This is a genomic window from Erythrobacter aurantius, assembly GCF_023823125.1.
Lineage (GTDB): Bacteria > Pseudomonadota > Alphaproteobacteria > Sphingomonadales > Sphingomonadaceae > Erythrobacter > Erythrobacter aurantius.
Map to the genome: position 1 here is coordinate 1,064,758 of NZ_CP090949.1, position 18,277 is coordinate 1,083,034.

General features: G+C 58.1%; 11 protein-coding genes. 5 read left to right on the forward strand and 6 right to left on the reverse strand.

Features of this window, described 5'->3' with window-relative positions:
- Positions 1-2 precede the first annotated feature (2 nt).
- The 5 genes from L1K66_RS05120 to L1K66_RS05140 form a co-directional block, all read right to left on the reverse strand.
- Complete coding sequence (locus tag L1K66_RS05120; protein ID WP_252259906.1) at positions 3-1,100, reverse strand: ATP-binding protein; 1,098 nt, start codon at positions 1,098-1,100, stop codon at positions 3-5.
- A complete protein-coding gene (locus L1K66_RS05125) occupies positions 1,097-4,762 on the reverse strand; it encodes a DUF4132 domain-containing protein (RefSeq protein ID WP_252259907.1) in 3,666 nt (1,221 codons plus the stop codon). The genes L1K66_RS05120 and L1K66_RS05125 overlap by 4 nt, the downstream gene beginning before the upstream one ends.
- An 84-nt stretch (positions 4,763-4,846) precedes the next feature.
- Positions 4,847-5,851, reverse strand: coding sequence for an alpha/beta hydrolase (locus L1K66_RS05130; protein WP_252259908.1), 1,005 nt, complete (start codon positions 5,849-5,851; stop codon positions 4,847-4,849).
- Positions 5,852-6,359: 508 nt separating this feature from the next.
- Positions 6,360-7,598: an FAD-dependent oxidoreductase gene (locus tag L1K66_RS05135; protein ID WP_252259909.1), complete on the reverse strand. Its 1,239-nt coding sequence runs from the start codon at positions 7,596-7,598 to the stop codon at positions 6,360-6,362.
- 44 nt (positions 7,599-7,642) lie between these two features.
- A complete protein-coding gene (locus L1K66_RS05140; protein ID WP_252259910.1) occupies positions 7,643-9,109 on the reverse strand; it encodes a M81 family metallopeptidase in 1,467 nt (488 codons plus the stop codon).
- 93 nt (positions 9,110-9,202) lie between these two features.
- Here L1K66_RS05140 and L1K66_RS05145 point away from each other — a divergent pair, with 93 nt between their 5' ends.
- The gene (locus L1K66_RS05145) at positions 9,203-9,862 is read left to right on the forward strand and encodes a TetR/AcrR family transcriptional regulator (RefSeq protein WP_252259911.1); all 660 of its coding nucleotides are present in this window, start codon (positions 9,203-9,205) and stop codon (positions 9,860-9,862) included.
- A 63-nt stretch (positions 9,863-9,925) separates the two neighbouring features.
- On the opposite strand, the gene L1K66_RS05150 is transcribed toward L1K66_RS05145, so the two are convergent.
- Complete coding sequence (locus L1K66_RS05150; RefSeq protein ID WP_252259912.1) at positions 9,926-12,085, reverse strand: TonB-dependent receptor; 2,160 nt, start codon at positions 12,083-12,085, stop codon at positions 9,926-9,928.
- 114 nt (positions 12,086-12,199) lie between these two features.
- Here L1K66_RS05150 and L1K66_RS05155 point away from each other — a divergent pair, with 114 nt between their 5' ends.
- From L1K66_RS05155 to mobF, 4 genes are all read left to right on the forward strand, one after another.
- On the forward strand, positions 12,200-13,516 hold the full coding sequence (locus L1K66_RS05155) for a spinster family MFS transporter (RefSeq protein WP_252259913.1): 1,317 nt from the start codon (positions 12,200-12,202) through the stop codon (positions 13,514-13,516).
- Positions 13,513-14,454: an ornithine cyclodeaminase family protein gene (locus L1K66_RS05160; protein ID WP_252259914.1), complete on the forward strand. Its 942-nt coding sequence runs from the start codon at positions 13,513-13,515 to the stop codon at positions 14,452-14,454. Before L1K66_RS05155 ends, L1K66_RS05160 begins: the two co-directional genes overlap by 4 nt.
- A 493-nt stretch (positions 14,455-14,947) precedes the next feature.
- On the forward strand, positions 14,948-15,178 hold the full coding sequence (locus tag L1K66_RS05165) for a hypothetical protein (RefSeq protein ID WP_252259915.1): 231 nt from the start codon (positions 14,948-14,950) through the stop codon (positions 15,176-15,178).
- Positions 15,179-15,181: 3 nt separating this feature from the next.
- Positions 15,182-18,121 carry a MobF family relaxase gene (mobF, locus tag L1K66_RS05170; protein WP_252259916.1) on the forward strand — a complete coding sequence of 980 codons (2,940 nt, stop codon included), beginning with the start codon at positions 15,182-15,184 and terminating at the stop codon, positions 18,119-18,121.
- Positions 18,122-18,277 lie beyond the last annotated feature (156 nt).

Below are 18,277 nucleotides of genomic sequence, written 5' to 3' on the forward strand. Positions count from 1 at the left end.
GATCAGTCGAGCTTCAGTGCGCGCGCGGCCTTGTAAAAATCCTTCCACACCGATGATTTGCCGGCTCGCTCGCGCGCGATGTGATCGACGTAGGCCCGCAGTTTCTTCCCGTCATCAGCTGAATCCTTGAGCACGACACCCTGCAATTGCCGCGCGACATGGGCGCCGTTGATCTTGCCGTCATCCAGATACACCGCTTCCAGCGCGGCAGCATGCAGCACGTTCACAGCCTCGGCGCTCGACATCACGGCATCGGGCTTGTTCAGGCTGGTCCCTTCGGCGGTGCGCCCTGTGCGCAGGTCCTGGAATGTCTTGACCAGCAGATCAGCCACCTCTTCCACGCCGCGCAGTGCTATCCCTTCGGGTTCCAGCCGCTCGCTTAGCTGCTTGATCACCAGCTCCCTTTCAAATGCCGGATCAGCGATCGGATGGACCGTTTCGAAGTTGAACCGCCGCTTGAGTGCGCTCGACATTTCATGCACGCCTCTGTCGCGCAGGTTGGCGGTGGCGATGATGTTGAAGCCGGGCTTGGCCGTTTCGACCCGGTCTGCCCCCAGTTCGGGAAGAGCGAGCGCCTTTTCCGAAAGGATTGATATCAGCGCATCCTGCACCTCGGGCGGGCAGCGGGTAATCTCTTCAAAACGCACGATCCGCCCACTGCGCATGGCATTGAGCACGGGCGAAGGGACTAGTGCACGTTCGCTCGGCCCTTCGGCCAGCAGCAGTGCGTAATTCCAGCCGTAGCGCAGATGATCTTCATTGGTGCCAGCCGATCCCTGCACCACCAGCGCGCTGGTTCCGCTGATCGCGGCACCGAGCAGCTCGGAAAGCATGGATTTGGCGGTGCCCGGTTCCCCGACCAGCATCAGGCCCTGCCTGCTCATCAGGCTGACGATTGCACGATCCACCAGTGGATCATCGCCATAGAACTTGCGCGAAACACCCAGCTTTGGATCGCCCAGAATGAACCGGCGGACCGCGCGCGGGCTCAGTTTCCAGCCTGAAGGACGCGGTGCGGTGTCATCGCCCGCCAGCCGTTCCAGCTCATCGGCATAACGATGCTCTGCCGCCAGCGATACGGATGTCGTGTGCTCGTTCATAGGCCAGCCTTCTTCTGCCAATCAGGATCGAAGCCCGATCCCTTGTCGGCCATGTCATGATAATCGCGCCATGTTTCCGCCAGCAGCACATCGGGAACGTTCTCGAACGCGACTTGCGTGCCGAATTTCCCATCGTCCCGCAAGGTGCGGAAGCTAAGCGATATGAGCGCGGCGGGCATGTTCTGCTCGGGTAGTGAGCTACCCGTAAATTCGACCTCGGCGACCAGCTTAGCTTCGCGCAGGACCCGGTGATAGGTCATGAACCAACCGCCGTCCTCCGCCGGGCCGCGTTGATAGCCCAGCTTGGTGGCGATGCCTCTCAGCTTGAAGGTTTCGATCATCCACCCTTCGCGATCGTTGATCAGGCGCTGCTTGCGGGTTGCCTCGCTGATTTCGGGAAGCAGCCGTCCAAGCTGATCAAACAAAGGTTTGACGTCGTAGTCTACGATGTGTTCGGTCCACACCTTGCGCATATCGGCATCAAGCAGGGTCGAATGCGCCAGCTTGATTTCGGCGAAATCGGCGGGGTTGATGTCGTCGTCGTTCTGATCCGTGCAGGACCCGTCACCCAAGGGACGGAAACTGGCCAGCGGATTGCCATCCTTGTCGGTTCCGATCCACACCAGCCTTGCGGCCAACCGTCCCACAATGGGGTGGCTTTCGACATAGTTGATCCAGTCCTCACTGGACCAGGTGCGTTCCATGCACATTGCCTCACGAAACCGTTCGGTCTGTGCCGCAACAACCTGCTTCACTTCCTTGCGTGCTTTTGACAGCGCTTTCTTGGCATCGGCGACCGCGGATTTTTCGTCATCCATTCGGGCTGGTGGGAGGGCCTTCACTTCCTTGCCCAGCGGATTGAACAACGCCAGCTTGTCTTCCTCGTCCAGCCGCGCGGTGTAGATGCGATCCGCTCCGCATTCGAGTTGGAGCACGCCGTCTTCGTCCAGGCCGCCCGTCGGTACAGTTCGGTCCGCCAGCTCGCCAGCGCTCCATCCGCGTCGTTCCGCGACATCCTCGATCAGCTTGGCGGCATGGGCCTGAACGCTTTTCTGTTTGAGCCGATCGGCCGTCTGCAACAGCACCTGAAGCGCCGCTGGTGTGCCGATGTTGGCCAGCACGTCGAGCAGCGCCTTCGCCTGAGACGTGCGGCTGCCGTGGTTCTTCAGAAAGGCCCTGATACGCGGACCTGCATCGCTGCCCTCAACCCTGCTGGCGAGGGCGAGCATCCCCTTGCTTTCCGCCGCAGAGCCAAGATAGTTGCCGGCAAAACCGCGTTTGATCTGCGCGAATACGGTGTTGTAGTCGGTCGAAATCCAGTCTGCCGACTGGGGCCAGCGCTTCAGCGTGTCCTTGTTCCACGCCAGTTGCTGATCAACCCTTGAAAGGGCGTGCTGGTTGGCCTCCTCGTCGCTGGGTGTGCGGGTGTCCTGGGCGATCCAGCCTGTCAGGATCATCCATCCCAGCTTGTGCGCATCACCCGGTGCAAGGCGATCGAGCCAAAGGTCAATAAGGGCATTGCCACCCGTTTCCTTGAGCCGGGTCGCCAGTACTACCCAATAGCGCGGCAGGATCGGGTTGACGGGACGACCATCGGCCCAGTTGAGCGCCGGCAATCCGTCAAACGGGAACCACTCAAGCCCTTTCGGCATGGCCTTTTTGAGGCCCTTTTCCGCCTCTTGGACCATTGCCTTTTCGTCAAAGAAATCGCTGGTGTCATCGCCCAGCCGCTCCAGTGCAGAGATCATCTGCGCGCGCGCCTTGTCGCTGCGTTCCTTCTTAAGGCGTGCCCTAATCGCCGGAATGTGGCTGGCCGCACCGCGCTGCGCCAGCCAGTCTGCAGCCTGTGCGCGGACGTCCTGCTTGCCATCATCCAACTGCAAGGCGATCGCGTCCTCGATCCCTTCGGCATCGGCCAGCAGATCGCGCGCCTGCTCCCTGATTTTCACCCCGCTTTCGTTGGCAAGGATCATCAGGCGATTGCGGTATCTCTCGGGGACTTTCGGGAAAAGGGTAAGCAATCGCAGCGTGCGCAGAGTGTCATACTTGGTATTCGATGTCTGCGGTATGATCCCCATTGCTTCGTCTAGGCGGTTCATTTCATCAAGCAGCATCGGCCATGCTTCACCCGGAAGGCCATGATCCTGATAATACCACCTGTAACCCAGGTATTCCTCGACGAAGTCCTCCCCGCCCGCTTCGCGCCACAACTGCACGAGAGAACGCATGTCCGCCCCCTTGGCCAGCCGCCGCTGAAGTGCGAGGCCCGGCGCGCTTGCATAGTCTGAGAACTGTGCGAGCAGACCATTGCCGCTGATCACTCGCGCAAGCCGTACGACATGCCGCAGTGTCACCGATGGATGGTCAAAGAATTGATCCACTTCGCCTGATTTGGCGTGCTGCCCATGCAGCCAGACGAAGCTGTAGTAATTGTAATTCTGCGATACCGGCTTTTCGCCTTCAGCGATGGCACGCAGCTTGGCGATAGCATCATCGACGGGTGCAAAGACCTGATGCTTTGACCAATGATAAGGCACATCCTTGTAGCGCTGCTTCATCTCCTTGAGGTGGGTATTGTATGCCTCGATCGGAGTACGCAGAAGATCATAGGCTTCGCGGTCGATCTTGCTGCGTTCGGGCGGAGGAGTGCGCTCTGGCGTAGGCACCCATTCCCCGTCGATCGCGACAAAACCCGAAGCGCCATCCTTTTGCCAAGGATTGCGGGGCTTTGCCGCAGCTGAGGTCACGGCCCCCGCAACGCGGTCCATCGCCGCCTTGACCTTGGCCGAGCTTTCGCTTTCGCGCAGCCGTTCGATTAGCGGTCCTGCACGATCACCCAGAGTGTTGGCTGCAGCTTCGATCAAGTGCGCGCGGCGGGTCGGGTTGGCTTCGGCGTAGGTTGCCTCGAATGCGGCTTCGAGTGCTTCGGGCTTTGCGCCTGTCAGCGACTGGATCGCTGCAGCCCGCGCGCCCTTTGCGGTGCCCATCGCCAGATCCAGCAGGAATGCCAGATAGAGGTCGTGAATGCGGAAGCGGCCGATTGCCGTTGCAAGCTGCGCGCGCGCATCAGCGCCCGCCTGAACAGCATCATTGGCGATGGCTGGTGCATTTTCCCGCAGCCAGCTTTCGACCCCTGTGAAACGATCGAGACAGTTGTCCGAGCGGTAATTGGTGGGGTCCCGCGAAAACAGGATTTCGAGCGGGCCCTCGGCTCCAAGGCCGCGCAGGTCGCAAAGGTCCACAAGCGTTTCGACCGGTTGCGGACGATCTTGCGCGCTCAACCACCATTGGACGATGTGGCGCAGCCAGTCGGGCGACTTCTTCGATCCGTAGCGCCCGTATTCGTGAGTGATGGGTTCAAGCGCGGCTAGCACTTCGCCAAAGCGCGCCATCTGGTCGATTTTCCATCGGGAAAGGTCGGAAAAAAGCCCTTCTCCTTCGCGCCGCCAGACATAATGGCGCTTCCGCCACTTGTTCTGGTTGTCCCGGTGGGAGCAATCGGACAGCACCGAACTGGCGCTGCCGTCCTGCACGTATGTCTCAATCCTTCCGGCAAGCTGGCTGCCCAGTTGCTTGGCAAATGTGCGTTTTACCGCGCTGCTTGAAACAGCATTGTCACCCAGCGCCTGACCAAGCCGATAGAGAAACGAATTCAGTGCCATGGACCCTCCGGGCACACTGATCATTCGCGCTGCGGGAAAGATCAAGCGAAATGACAGAAGATGCGTGTTGAAGCCGTGCCGGTCCTATTCGACATGGTCAAAAATCTGATCAAGGAACTCCAGAATGCGCCGTTTGACTGTGGTCTTGCTCAGGTCCGAGCCCAAGCTCGGGGCACCCATAGGGTAGAAGTGTCCGAAGCCAGGAATCCAGGCACTCTCGGCTCGAATATCCGCGCCTTGCAAGATTGCAACTATGCTTCGGGTCCCGATCTGCATGCCTTGAAGATCGTTCTGACCGATGAAGAACAATCCGGGCGGCATGCCCGACACCGCGCTTCTGCTCAGGTCAAAGCCTATCAGTCCTCCCGATAGCGATATGACACCCTGTACGGGCACGCCGCGGCCGTAAGCAGCATTGATTGCTGTGATCGCGCCAGCCGAGAAGCCGCCGATGGCAATCCGATCCGGGTCCAGGCCGAGGCGTTTTGCATTGGTCCTAGAAAACTCGATAGCTTGTATGAGATCCTCGGTCGAAGACAGGATGGTGTTCCAGAGTTGTTCGCGAGACAGGTCGTCGAGCGGGGCAAGTCCCATTCTTGCTCGAATGAGCTCCACCCGACTGACTGCGGCAGGATGGGAGAGCGTCTCTTTGGGATACAGGGATGCTGAACCTAGGGTCGAGGGCGGAGCAGGATCTTCGGGGACGAGGCGATATTCGATTGACATGCAGACGTAGCCAGCCGCTGCGAGGGCTGCACAATATTCGCCCATGGGCGAATCCGATGCGCCGTCCTCCTCGAACCTGATGGTTCCTTTTGATCCGCGATGGTAGGCTCCGCCAAAAGCCAGGATCACAGCAGGCCGATCTTCGAGAAGCTCGCCATTGCTCGCTGGCCTGTAGAGGTCCAGTTTCAGGTCACGAGACTGCGGCGTGGCGCTTGAAGCGCCAATCACTCCCTCGCCGTAAGTCACGTCGGCCTCTGTCACCACGTCGAAAGCGGCGGAAACAAAGTCTTCGGCGGCAACCGCTGTGGGACTGCCAATCAGAATGGTGCAAACCAGCAGCGGCACAATCCATCGTCTGATCATATACCCCCTAACCAGCCTGGACCAAAAAATGTGTCGATGATCTGCGCATGTTGGCAGATGCAGTGGCGCTTGAACAGATGCCCACTTTTCATCTGGTGCAGGCGTTGCGATTGAGATCGACTGATCCCGCGAACCTTGCACGGGGCAGCGAGCCACGAATCCGGATAAGGGGTTGTCTTGGAAAAGTAAGGTGGCGGAGACGGAGTCCGACCTACATCTGAAATAACGATTTGATATCAGACAGGTAAGGAAATTTGGCGATTAGCCAGACCCACAATCAGGCCCACACTTTTGAGCGGATGCATGCGGAAGTCTGCGCACGATCTGAGACTATGGGCGACCCTCTTCCACTCGCGGAGGATAGACAGCCGCTTTCTAACCTTCCTGAAAATAGACATGCGACTGCTAGACCGTAGGATGCCCCAAACCCTCACCCTTTCAATTTTCGCGGCTCCGCATCGTTACCTAATTTCGGCAACTGAAACTCTGGTGAGTTGGCGACGGTTCATTACGGACGGTAAGCTTTCTCATAGATCAGATCTACAATTTGCTCGGCAGATCCGCATGCCATCGTCCAACCCAAATGGCCGTGCCCGCAATTTAGCCAAAGGCCCTCTTTGGCAGACTGCCGTATAATCGGCTGACCGCTCGCGCTCATTGGACGAAGCCCGGTCCACGGCTTGGCGTCCGATAGATCGATACTGCCTTCAAGGTCAGGATAAAGCCGCTCAAATAGGGAAATGAGGTTGTCGATCCGCACCTGATCAATTTCTTGGTTGAATCCCGCGAACTCGGCGGTGCCAACAAATCGGAGGCGGTCTCCCAGCGGAACGACGGCGGCATGCATCGCATCATCGATGACAGGCACGCGCGGCATGCGATTGCCGAGTGCGCGGGCGTCTACCGACAGGCTGTAGCCTTTGGCCGGTTTGACAGGTATCGACTGGCCAAGCTGCGCGGCTAGTTCGGGGCTCCATACGCCAGTGCACAGAACCACCTCTCCAAGATGCTCTTTACCGTCCTGCACAATACCGCAGATACGGCCTTCGCGCAGGATGAGATCATTCACGCGCGCGCCAAGATTGATCGCGGCGCCAAGCTCCCTTGCTTTCTCAGCCAAGGCGAGCACGAACTTGCGCGCATCTCCAACCCCATCATCGGGAAAATACAGCGCGCCGGCAATGCGGTCCGCAATCGGCGCCAGCAGAGGTTCCCTTGCAACGGTCGCCGCGGCATCGAGCTTTTCAAACCGAAGCTCTTCTTGCGCCAGTCGTTGGGCGAGCGCCAATGGACCAGCCATAGCTGCTTCGCTTTCAAAGACTTTCAGGGTCCCGCGATCAGACTGGTCGAATTCCAGCCCCAGCTCTTTGGTAAGCGCGCGTGTCCGGTCAAGTGAGCGTGCGCAAAGGCGATAGTTCGCCAGTGTAGCAGCTTCATGCCGAGCGCGGCCGGACCCGGCGAGAAATTTCAGCCCCCAGCTGAAAAGCGAAGGGACCTGGGAAAGATGCAGCTTCATCGAGGATCGTGGATCGAACAGAGAAGCAAACAGATGTCGTGCAACCCCCGGTCCATTCCAAGGATCAGGCATAGACGGTGTCAGCATCCCGCCATTGGCGAAGCTTGCGCCCAGAGCCAAATCTTCCTCGGCCTCGAACAGGGCCGCATCATATCCGCGCGAAACCAATTCGTAGAGTGTGGTCACACCGATCAGGCCACCACCGACGACAATGAAACGAGGCTTGCTCATGGGTTATCCAGACAATCGATCCCTGGTCGCCGGTGTGTCTGCCATCAAGCGTTTTCTGTCATCAGGCTAACATCGGCGAGCGGCCAAACGTCACGCGAAAGCCGAGTGTATGGGATTTCTGCCACGTCGAACGGCATTGCGCCTGGTGTGCTGACGTAGTGAACCGAAGTGGCCAGAGGAGCCCAAAGATCGTAGAAATGCTGCGTTGATTTTACCACCAAAAGCTTCATCGCGGCAAGATCGATACCCAGTTCCTGAAATGGCTGCGGATCGAAAACCTGCGTCCGCGTGTCTCCGACAAACAGATGTATGCCGTCTGCTTCCAGCCAGACAATCGTGCCTGCCGCCATTGGGGCATCACCGAGACGCTGCGACATCTTCTTTCCAATCGCTCTGACGGTCACAGCCAGATCGACAGGGTCGCCAGAACTTGGCCCGATCTTGCCGCCGAGGCGGACTGGCAGCGTCGCGCCGACACCGGCATCTTCTGCGATCTGGACGAGGATCGGATCCCAATAGAGCGCCAGCATAGCATCCTTGATGCCCCGCCTGAGGATTTCCTGAAGAATAAAGGTGGAATCGGAAGGAGCCCCTCCGCCGGCATTGTCGGCCACATCCGCCAGCACAAAGGGGCCACCTGACAAGTCTCCAAGCTCGTCGAGCGTCTCCACGATACCCGGCTGCCCGATCCTGAACTGCTCGCGAAGGTCCCAGATTTCGCGTCCAAATTCTTCAGCGAGCCGCGCAGCCTTATCGGCATCGTCATCGCAGATCGCGAGCATCTTGGAACCAACATCGGGGGAATCGCCCCATGGAAAGCCATGCACAAACGATAGCGAAAGGACCCCATCTTGACCTTCCATCGCCAACTGCTTGTCGACAATGTCCCGCATCGGCCCAACGGGCGTGTGATACATGCCGATCATCCTGCAATCGAAGGTCCGCATAACCGGCCTGGTCTTGCCCGACTTGGCGTCTACAGCGAGCTTGAAGAGATGCTGGGCGCGCTCTGCAATGTCCGTGTGCGGATATTCCTTGTAAAAGACCAGCAGATCGGCGGCTTCGAGCATGAGATCCGTAAGATGCGCATGGGGATCGAATTCTCCTCCGATCAGCACATCATCACCAGCGATCGCACGTAGCCGGGAGATCAGATCGCCTTCACAATCGATCGTCTGTTCGGCAATCATCGCGCCGTGCATTTTTAGGAGGATGATATCGACATCACCAGCGCCGCGAAGATCATCGCAGATGCGCGCGCTCAAGGTGTCGTAGACGTCTTGTACGGTTGGGCCGGCTGGCTGCGCCATGGCCGAAACGCTTTCCACGACCTCGTGTCCCTCGGCTTCTGCCGCACGGCGCCATTCGTGAAGAGCGATATTGAATGCAATCGGAGCGTGCTTTGTGGCATCGCCATAGTGGATGCCGGTTTCTTCATAGCCGGACCAACCAGTTGGCAGAGGGGAAAAGCTGTTTGACTCGGTCGCAAGGCATGCGATGAAAATTTTCACGTGCTTCTCCCTTCCAATAAATATACTATGGTATAATTAATTGGACGAGGCAAGGGCTTTATCCTTGGGCTGTTCCATGCTTCAGGAGAGTGCATGACCGCGAAGGCAAAGACGAAAGCGACAAAAAGACGCGTAGGGCGCCCTCCCGCTTCCGAGAAGGGCGATCGCCGCAACGCTCTGCTGGATTCCGCGATCAGCCTGTTCTCTGAAAAAGGCTTCTCGTCTGTCGAACTGCGCGAGATCGCTGCCGAAGCTGGCGTAACGGTCGGCCTCATTCGCCATTACTATGGCACCAAAGATGACCTGATCGATGCGGCGGTCGCACAGGTCACCGCGCGGCTGCAGCAAGTTTTCGAAAAGATCCTGTCAGGTCTCGAGGCGGACAGTGCCGAAGATTTCATTGATGGCCTGAACGAGCGCACCGGCAAATTCCTGCTGCCAGAATACAAGCTCCTGTTCTTTCTCAAGCACATGGTGATTGAACTGCCAGACAAGTCTGCTCCGGTTTTCAAAACCTATTTCGACCTGTTCCAGTCTGAACTCAACGGGCTGGAAGCGATCGGCAAGATCAACCCGATGGTCAACAAGGTTTGGCTTTCGTTCATGCTGATGTTCGTGCAGCTGGGGCCGGTATTCCTTTCGCGCCAGATCGAGGACATTCTTGGCAAGTCGGTGAGTGATCCGAATGCCGCAATGCAGCGCGCCGCCAACAATGCCTTCATCCTAAAATACGGATTGGTTGAGCGCGACTGAAGACTGCTCGGCCAATGAGGTGATGCCCGCCGCTTCATCGAGCAGCGGGCATCATCAATCAGTTTACTTGCCGAACTCAACCTTGACGGTCACGCCGTATGTCTGCGGGTCGTTGAACTGAGCGCGAGGGATGCCGAGGAACGAGCGACTGTTAAAAATCTGCTCGGTCGTGTCGAACGCGTTCCGCATCCAGCCAAAGACCGTGACATTCCCGAAATCGAGACCCGCCCTAAGGTTCACTGTTTCCAGTGCTGCGTTGAGGTTTACCGGATCATTGTTCGGATTGGAGAAAAATGAGTCGCGGTAGTTGTAGTCCGCCTGGGCGATCAATGATGCAAAGCCAAGGTCGAAATTGGTGGCAAAGCCAATGTTGAGGTTGTGCTTCGGTGCCTCTGATGGGCGGTTACCGTCAAAATCAACACCAGGGCCGCCACCATTGGCAAAACTGTCGAATGTCGCATCATTGAAGCCATAATTGACGAAGATATCGAGCCAGTCAGCCGCATCAAGATCAGCTTCGATCTCAAAGCCCTTGCTCGTCAGTTCACCGGCATTCGTTGCAGACAACGCCGTGCCGCCGTTCGATAGCTGACGGAAGCTGAAGACCTGAAAATCGCTGTGTTTGGATAGATATGCTGCGGCATTGAAGCGCAACCGACCATCAAACAAAAGGCTCTTCAGTCCGATCTCAAACGCATCGACGCTTTCGTCTTCGAACTCGATATCGGAGATCGAAGGAACGAAATCGGCGTTCCAGCCTCCGCTCTTGAAGCCCCGCGCATACCGACCGTAAATCATCACATCGTCCGACGCGAAGTAGTTGAGACTTACGGTTGGCGAGAAATCCGTGGCCGACCTGTCATCCACAAGCGTGCCATTGGTAAACAGGCCGCTGGTGTCGGAGATCGTGAAATCGATGTCCTTCTCTTCGTGAGTGAGGCGGGCGCCGAATGTCAGCTGCAACTGCTCGGAAAAGCGGTAGTTTGCGTGCGCGAAAGCCGCGAATGTCTGCGAGGACACGATCGCATCCTGGTCGACATTCACAAACACTGGTGGTGCGGCAGGATTTATCGCCCGGGCGAACACGAACGCTGAGCCACCGCCATCGATCTCTTGGTCAAGATAGAAGAGGCCAAGGACATAGTCGAAGGTGCCATTGTCAGGAGAGGCATATCGGATCTCTTGCGAGAAGTGCTTCGTATCCTCCTCGACCCGCGATGTCCCGGCAAGCGTCACGGGTGAGTAATCCTCGTCAGAGGAAGCGAAGAAGTCGCTCGTCCGGTATGCCGAGATCGACGTCAATGTACCGCCATTGCCGAACTCGTGATCGATTTGCGCGGAAATCCCGCTATACTCGATAGCCACGTTTTGCTCGTCATCGATGGCAATGACCCTGTCCGCAGGGGCCAGAGGATCACCGATACGCTCCCCGCCTGCGGTCGCTCGGAAATCATATGAAGACGTATCGCCCGCGATATAGATCGTCGTGCTTCCCGTCTCGAACTGAAGCTGACCGCGCAGGTTGTATTCGTCCCGATTGTCGTAATCCAGGCCGTTCGAAATGTTCTGCGTAAAGCCGTCGCGCTTTGTATATGCGCCGGACACACGCGCAGCAGCCGCATCGGAAAAGCCCAGATTGAGCGTCCCCCGGATACGTTGAAGATCGTAATTGCCAAGCTCCCCTTCGACATAACCGAAATATCCGTCTTCGGGGCGTTCGGTGATGATATTGATCGCCCCTGCAACCGTGTTCTTCCCGAACAGGGTTCCCTGCGGGCCGCGCAGAATTTCGATCGATGCAACGTCCAGCACACCTTGGTTCGATGCTGCCGAACGACCGACCCAAACGCCGTCGACATAGACGCCGATACGATTGTCGAAACCGGCGTTGCGCGAACGGTCCGAGATCCCACGAATGCCGAAGCTCTTGCGAGTTGGGTCGGCCCCGGCCACGACAAGTGAAGGGGTCGAATATTGCAGGTTGTCGATGTTCTGAACCTGCAGCCGCTCAAGATCTTCGCCGGTCGTCACGGATATGGCCAGAGGGACATCCTGAACATCTTGCGCACGTTTTTGTGCAGTGACGATAATTACGTTTCCAGCTGATTCTGCATCCTCTTCTGCCTCTTGAGCAAGCGCTGGCTGAGACAGCATGGCCCCGGCAACAAACGGAAAAACAGATGAAAATCTCAGAATCTGGCCCTTTAGACGCCGGTTTTGCATTTCGGATATCCTCCCTCAATCCAAACTTAATTAAATATACTATGGTATAATTTATCTAGCGGTGCAAGCGATATTGGTCTAGATGGCTGCTGCTGGAAGAAGGATGGGGGTCTCATGACGGGGATGGCAGAGACGCAGGGCGGCGATCAGGGCGGTGCAGTCAGCAATCGCTGGTATGTCTTGATCCTGCTTGCTCTGGTCTACACGCTCAGCAATCTCGACCGCTATCTGCTTGGGATCGTACTTCCCTACATCAAGGCCGAGATGGTGCTAAGCGACACGCTGCTTGGACTGTTATCAGGGGCAGCCTTTGCAATCTTCTATGCGACGCTCGGACTGCCGATCGCCCGGTTGGCTGACCGTTATAGCCGCAAGCTCATCATCACGGTTTCGCTGGCTATCTTTAGCGTGATGACTGTGCTTTGCGGGCTGGCTTCAAGCTTTGCCATGCTGTTTATCGCGCGGATCGGGGTCGGTATCGGCGAAGCCGGAACCAGCCCCGCTTCCTATTCGATCATCTCCGATTGCTTCGAGAAGGAACGCCGCGCCACCGCGATGGGTATCATGTCTCTGGGCAGCAATGTCGGCCTGCTACTGGGCTTTGTCGCTGGCGGGATCATCGCCGCTAATTATGGTTGGCGCTGGGCATTCATCGTTGCCGGGATCCCCGGGATTATCCTCACGCTGGTCATGCATTTCACCATGAAAGAGCCGCCTCGCGGTGCGATGGATGAAGCAAGTCTAGCGCCAGATACCAAGCAGGTTTCGACACTTGAAGCGATTCGAACGCTGATGGCAGTTCCAAGCTATCGTCATCTCGTTTGCGGGATGGCTCTCGTCCTGTTTGCCGCAACCGGCATGCTCGCCTGGTTGCCCTCGCTGTTGGACCGCTCATTCGGGTTAGGGCCAGACAAATCGGGTCTGCCTATTGCCCTTATCATTATAACTGCGGGTGTAGTTGGCACGCTGTTCATTGGCGGGATGCTGGCCGACAGGCTCGGCAAGAACGACCAGCGTTGGGTCCCACGCATTGCCGCAATCGGTGCGCTTGTCATGGCAGGTGGCGCAATCGGGGTTGCTTTCGCCCCCAGTCTGGGCTGGCTTTGGACCGCCTATTGTTTTGTCGCCGTCGGAGCGACCACTTTCCTTGCGCCATCGCTATCGCTCAGCCAACTGCTTGCGCCCGTCAAATTGCGCGCGACCAGTGGCGCATTAGCCCTGATGATCGCCAATCTGTTCGGGCTTGGCCTTGGCGCACCCTTTATCGGCCTGGCGAGCGATCTTTTGGAACTTAGGTTCGCAACCGAGAGCCTTTCCATGGCCTTCCTTCTGGTTCCGGTCGCCGGAAGCTGGGCCGCATTTCACTACTGGCGCTGCGCGCAATTGCTGCCGCATTCGCTCTCGTCGCAAAAGGATGACGCACTCGCATGAACAGCTTGCCCTTGATTACCGCTGATGAAGTTCGCGCGCGTCTAACGCAAAAGGCCTGCATCCCTCTCGTTCGCGACGCGATGATTGCGTTAAGCGCTGGCAAAACCCGTCAGGCCTTGCGTCAGATCGTCGACTTGGGAGGAGGCAATGCTTTTGGCAGCATGCCGGGCGCCATCGACGGCCTGTGCCATGGCGCCAAGCTCATCAGCGTCTTCCCCGGCAATGTTGCAGCAGGAGGCAAGGCCCACGAAGGCGTGATCGTTCTTTTTGATCCTGAGAACGGCAAAGCGACCTGCGCCGTTGATGCAGGTGAGGTAACCGCAATCCGAACCGCAGCAGCCTCTGCGGTCGCAACCGATGCTCTTGCGCGAAAGGATGCCAGCACCGTGACCATCCTCGGCACGGGCGAACAGGGCTGGCAACATGCCCTTGCCATGAACGAGGTACGCGACTTGAAGGCAATCACGCTGTGGGGCAGGGATATCGGCAAAGCACAAGACCTCGCAGCGCGGATTGCCGAGGCGATAGGTATTGAGACGCACGCTTGTCCGAGCGTTGCCGAGGCTTGCGCTGCAGCGGACATCATTTGCACAACCACGGCTTCACCCGAACCGGTGCTTCTCCTTGATCACGTGACCCGAGGCGTCCACATCAATGCAGTGGGCTCAAGTCGGGCTGGTCCGACAGAGATCGATCCGTGTCTCATACCCGTTTCATTGTTTGTTCCCGACCATCGCGAGGGTGTGATTGCGCAAGGCTCCGAGTATCTCGACGCCGTTGAGTTAGGGATCGCCGATGAGCGCAACATCGGGCCAGAAATCGGCGAGATTCTTGCAGGAAGGGCGACGAGCCGCACCAGCGCCGAACAGATCACGATCTACAAATCGCTCGGCTCAATCGTTCAGGATATCGCAGCGACGGAATGGCTGGCGCGATAGATGAAGCGGGACAATTTGCGTGTTCAAGGAGGGTGTCGAAATCTTACCGGCTGTAAGCCCAAACGCTGCTTGCGCTCCGGCAATGAGTAGTCCCCTTGGGAGTCATGGAAATCGCGTCGAGGTTTACCGGATCCAATGTGCGCAATTTCGAAATTGGTTGGCACACCGTACCCGGAGATCCGGTGTTTGGAAGGCGAGGATTTCTGCGGGTTTCGCTGAGATTTCGGGAGCTGTCGCCAAGTAATGTCATCTGATGTCACTCCGCGATCCGCAACTCGCATGTGAGTTGCCCGGCTCTAAGCCATTAATTTACAATCGAAAAATAGCGTTTTCCTACAGGGCGGCCGCTGCTGTAGACTGATGTCAGTCCAGAGGGGGCATCGGGCCGTGGAGGGTCGGCCAAACGTCAGGTGACGCCGTGCGATTTGCCCTTCAATGCTATGTCGACCAAGACCTTCATGCGCTTGTTAAAGCCGCTGCTGATGCAGCCCATATGAGCGTCAGCCAATGGCTGAAACTCACTGTCATCGACGCGCTAGACGAACCCCAAGACGAGGCGTTCCGCGATCAGGTTCTTTCCGATCTGCTCTTCGCCAAGATCGCGCTCGACGGCTGGCTCCGCACACACAAAGATAAGGAACTGCGGGACCGCGTTGTGGTCGCTTACCAACGACGCATTCGCGAATATCGCGAGCGGAAAGCCGCGAAGCGCGAGGGGCGCTGAGCGATGCTTTCGGTTGCCAATGTTCGCTCGGCTGGTGGTGCGGCCAACTACTTCGCTAACGACAATTACTACACCAAGGCGGACGCTGACCGGTCCGGAATCTGGGTCGGCAAGGGTGCCGAAAGGTTGGGTCTTTCGGGCACGGTCGATGCCAAAGCGTTCGAGGCAATCCTGCGCGGCGAGCTGCCCAATGGCGAACGGATCGGGCACCAAGGTCAGTACCATCGGGCCGGGACCGATCTGACCTTTTCACTGCCCAAGAGCTGGTCACTGTTGGCACTCGTCGGCAAGGATCAGCGGATCATTGACGCATACCGTTCTGCTGTCGTCGAAACCCTCCAGTGGGCGGAGAAGAATGCGGCCCAGCATCGCACCGAGAAGGCTGGCAAAGAACGGCTGCATGCGAGCAATAACCTGACCGTTGCCCTGTTCCAGCACGACACCAACCGCAATCAGGAACCGAACCTGCACTTCCACGCCGTCGTCGCCAATATGACGCAGGACAAGGACGGCAAGTGGAGGGCGCTGCGCAACGACAAGCTCTGGCAGCAAAACACTCTTCTCAATGCCATCACGATGGCGCGCTTCCGGATCGAGGTCGAGAAGCTCGGCTACCGGATCGGCGAGTTCGGAAAGCATGGCAACTTCGAAGCCAAGGGTATCGACCGCAACACAGTGATGGCATTCTCGACGCGGCGGCAGGAGGTGCTCGAAGCACGGCGCGGCGGTGGGCTTGAGGCGGGTGTGGTGGCGACGCTGGCGACCCGGCAGGCCAAGCATAGCGATGTCGATCGCGATACCTTGATGAGCCATTGGGAAGGGCAGGCCTGGGACCAGGGGCTCGACCTTGAAGGCATGGTGCGCGACGCCAAGCTACGTTCGCACGAGTTGATAGTAGCGGCAACGAAGCGGGCGAATGATCGCCCCACCTTACTTGAACGGGGCAAGGCAATGATCGCCATCCTGGCCGAGCGGATGGGCATCAAGGAGGGCGATCCGCTCATTCCCAAGCGGCTTCATATGAAAGGCCGCGAAGAAATTGCGACGGCTCACGCAGTTGCATCGGCGATACGGCATTTGTCCGAACGAGAGGCGGCTTTTACGGCAACTGATGTTGCCAAGGCTGCGCTCGATTTCGGCCTGCCAACAACGATGAGGTCGGTCGAAAGGCGCATTGGCCAACTCACCCAGCAGGGCGCGCTGTTGCGCGGGCGAGGCGCGCAGAAAGGGTGGCTGACTACGTCTGATGCATTGACGCTGGAGACCCGCATGTTGGCCGAGATCGAGAAGGGAAATGGCGCAGTTCAGGCGATCCTCGACGCGGAGACCGCCGGGCCGTTTCTGCAGGCGTCGGCGGCGATCAATTACGGAATGAAGCTCAACGCAGGACAGGAAGCAGCAGGCCGATTGATCCTGTCTTCGACCAATCGCGTCGTAGCCATCCAGGGTGTGGCAGGGGCAGGTAAATCAAGCGTGCTTCGGCCACTCAATCAGTTGCTTGAAGAGCATGGCAAGAGAGTCATCGGCTTGGGTGTTCAGAACACGCTGGTACGCATGCTGGAGAAGGATACCGGCATCCCGTCGATGACATTGCACCGCTTTCTCGGGCAGAATTCCAAGCTGCTCGATGGCTCGGCAGGCAAAGCCGAGATCGCCGCTGCGCGCGAAGACTATCGCGACACTGTCCTGGTTCTCGATGAAGCCTCAATGGTTTCTACCCGCGACCAGGACCGACTGATCCGGCTTGCCAATCTACTGAAGGTCGAGCGCCTCGTGCTGATGGGTGACGAGAAGCAACTGGGAGCCGTCGAAGCGGGCAAGCCCTTTGCTTTGGCGCAGCGCGCAGGGACCGAAACGGCGCACATGGACCACAATCTTCGCGCCCGTTCCGACACCCTTAAGAAGGCTCAGCAGGCGGCCCAGTCGGGCAACACCAGTAATGCACTAGAATATCTCAAGGATCACATCGTCGAGGTCCAAGAGAACAGCGCAATTGTTGCGGCGGAACGCTGGCTGTCCCTTCCGCCTGCCGAGCGCGAGCGCACGTCGATCTTTGCTGCGGGCCGCCGATTACGCTCTGAAATCAATACCGCAGTCCAGACCGGCCTTGCCGCGAATGGAGAAATCGGACCAGCGAGCGCAAGGCTTACGGTTCTATCCCGTGTGAACACGACCCGCGAGGAATTGCGCTACGCGCGCAATTACAAGCCGGGCATGGTGCTCGAAGTGGCAAGACGACAGTCGCGCCATGGACTTCGGCGCGGAAGCCATGCAGTCGTTGCCGTCGATACCGAGAAGGGTGCTGTTACGCTTCGCGATGCGCGAGGGCATTTGCGCCGCTTCGTGCCAGCGAGGTTGTCGGCGAAGGGCAGCGACCAAACACTACAGCTGTTCGAGAAGAAGGATCTCGATCTTTGTACCGGGGACGCTATCCGGTGGACGGCGAGCGACCATAAACGCGGAATTATAAATGCAGACCGGGCAACAGTCACCGCGATCGAGCGGGACGGAGTGACGGTCACTACGTCCAGCAGCATGGAACACAAACTTAAGCCGAACGACCCGATGTTGAAGCGCATCGATCTCGCCTACGCGCTCAACGCCCATATGGCACAGGGCCTCACAGCAGATAAGGGCATAGCCGTGCTCGACAGCCGCGAGCGGCGACTGCTCTCGCAGAGGAACTTCCTTGTCACGATCACGCGATTACGGGATGAGCTCACTCTGATCGTCGATAACCGGGACAGGGTTGGGCGAGGGATTACGACAAACTTGGGCGACAAGACTTCGGCAGCGGAAACCACCGAACGGCTGGGCATAGCGGCAGCGAATGGAGTCAGGCTGGGTCAAATCCAGGCGACCGCCTCTGATCGGCAGGCTGAACCCGAGAAGGCTCCCGAGCTAGCCAAGGAGCGGGTCAAACCGTTCGATATCGGCATTTGATGATTTGACTGGAATTGGGCCGCAAGCGGACGGTCGGCTAAGAGGGGCATTTCGTTCGAAATCCAGACCTTCTTTAGGGATGACTCTGCCAAACTCGGATCTCGTGCTGGAGCTTGCCGATGCCTGCGATATCGGCACTATCCGGTCGGCCGTTGG

Excerpts from the sequence above, each read along its gene's own strand:
- L1K66_RS05130 (WP_252259908.1), bottom strand. The coding sequence starts at position 5,851 with ATGATCAGACGATGGATTGTGCCGCTGCTGGTTTGCACCATTCTGATT.
- L1K66_RS05135 (WP_252259909.1), bottom strand. The coding sequence starts at position 7,598 with ATGAGCAAGCCTCGTTTCATTGTCGTCGGTGGTGGCCTGATCGGTGTG.
- L1K66_RS05120 (WP_252259906.1), bottom strand. The coding sequence starts at position 1,100 with ATGAACGAGCACACGACATCCGTATCGCTGGCGGCAGAGCATCGTTAT.
- L1K66_RS05155 (WP_252259913.1), top strand. The coding sequence starts at position 12,200 with ATGACGGGGATGGCAGAGACGCAGGGCGGCGATCAGGGCGGTGCAGTC.
- L1K66_RS05160 (WP_252259914.1), top strand. The coding sequence starts at position 13,513 with ATGAACAGCTTGCCCTTGATTACCGCTGATGAAGTTCGCGCGCGTCTA.
- L1K66_RS05125 (WP_252259907.1), bottom strand. The coding sequence starts at position 4,762 with ATGGCACTGAATTCGTTTCTCTATCGGCTTGGTCAGGCGCTGGGTGAC.
- L1K66_RS05145 (WP_252259911.1), top strand. The coding sequence starts at position 9,203 with ATGACCGCGAAGGCAAAGACGAAAGCGACAAAAAGACGCGTAGGGCGC.
- mobF (WP_252259916.1), top strand. The coding sequence starts at position 15,182 with ATGCTTTCGGTTGCCAATGTTCGCTCGGCTGGTGGTGCGGCCAACTAC.
- L1K66_RS05165 (WP_252259915.1), top strand. The coding sequence starts at position 14,948 with ATGAGCGTCAGCCAATGGCTGAAACTCACTGTCATCGACGCGCTAGAC.
- L1K66_RS05150 (WP_252259912.1), bottom strand. The coding sequence starts at position 12,085 with ATGCAAAACCGGCGTCTAAAGGGCCAGATTCTGAGATTTTCATCTGTT.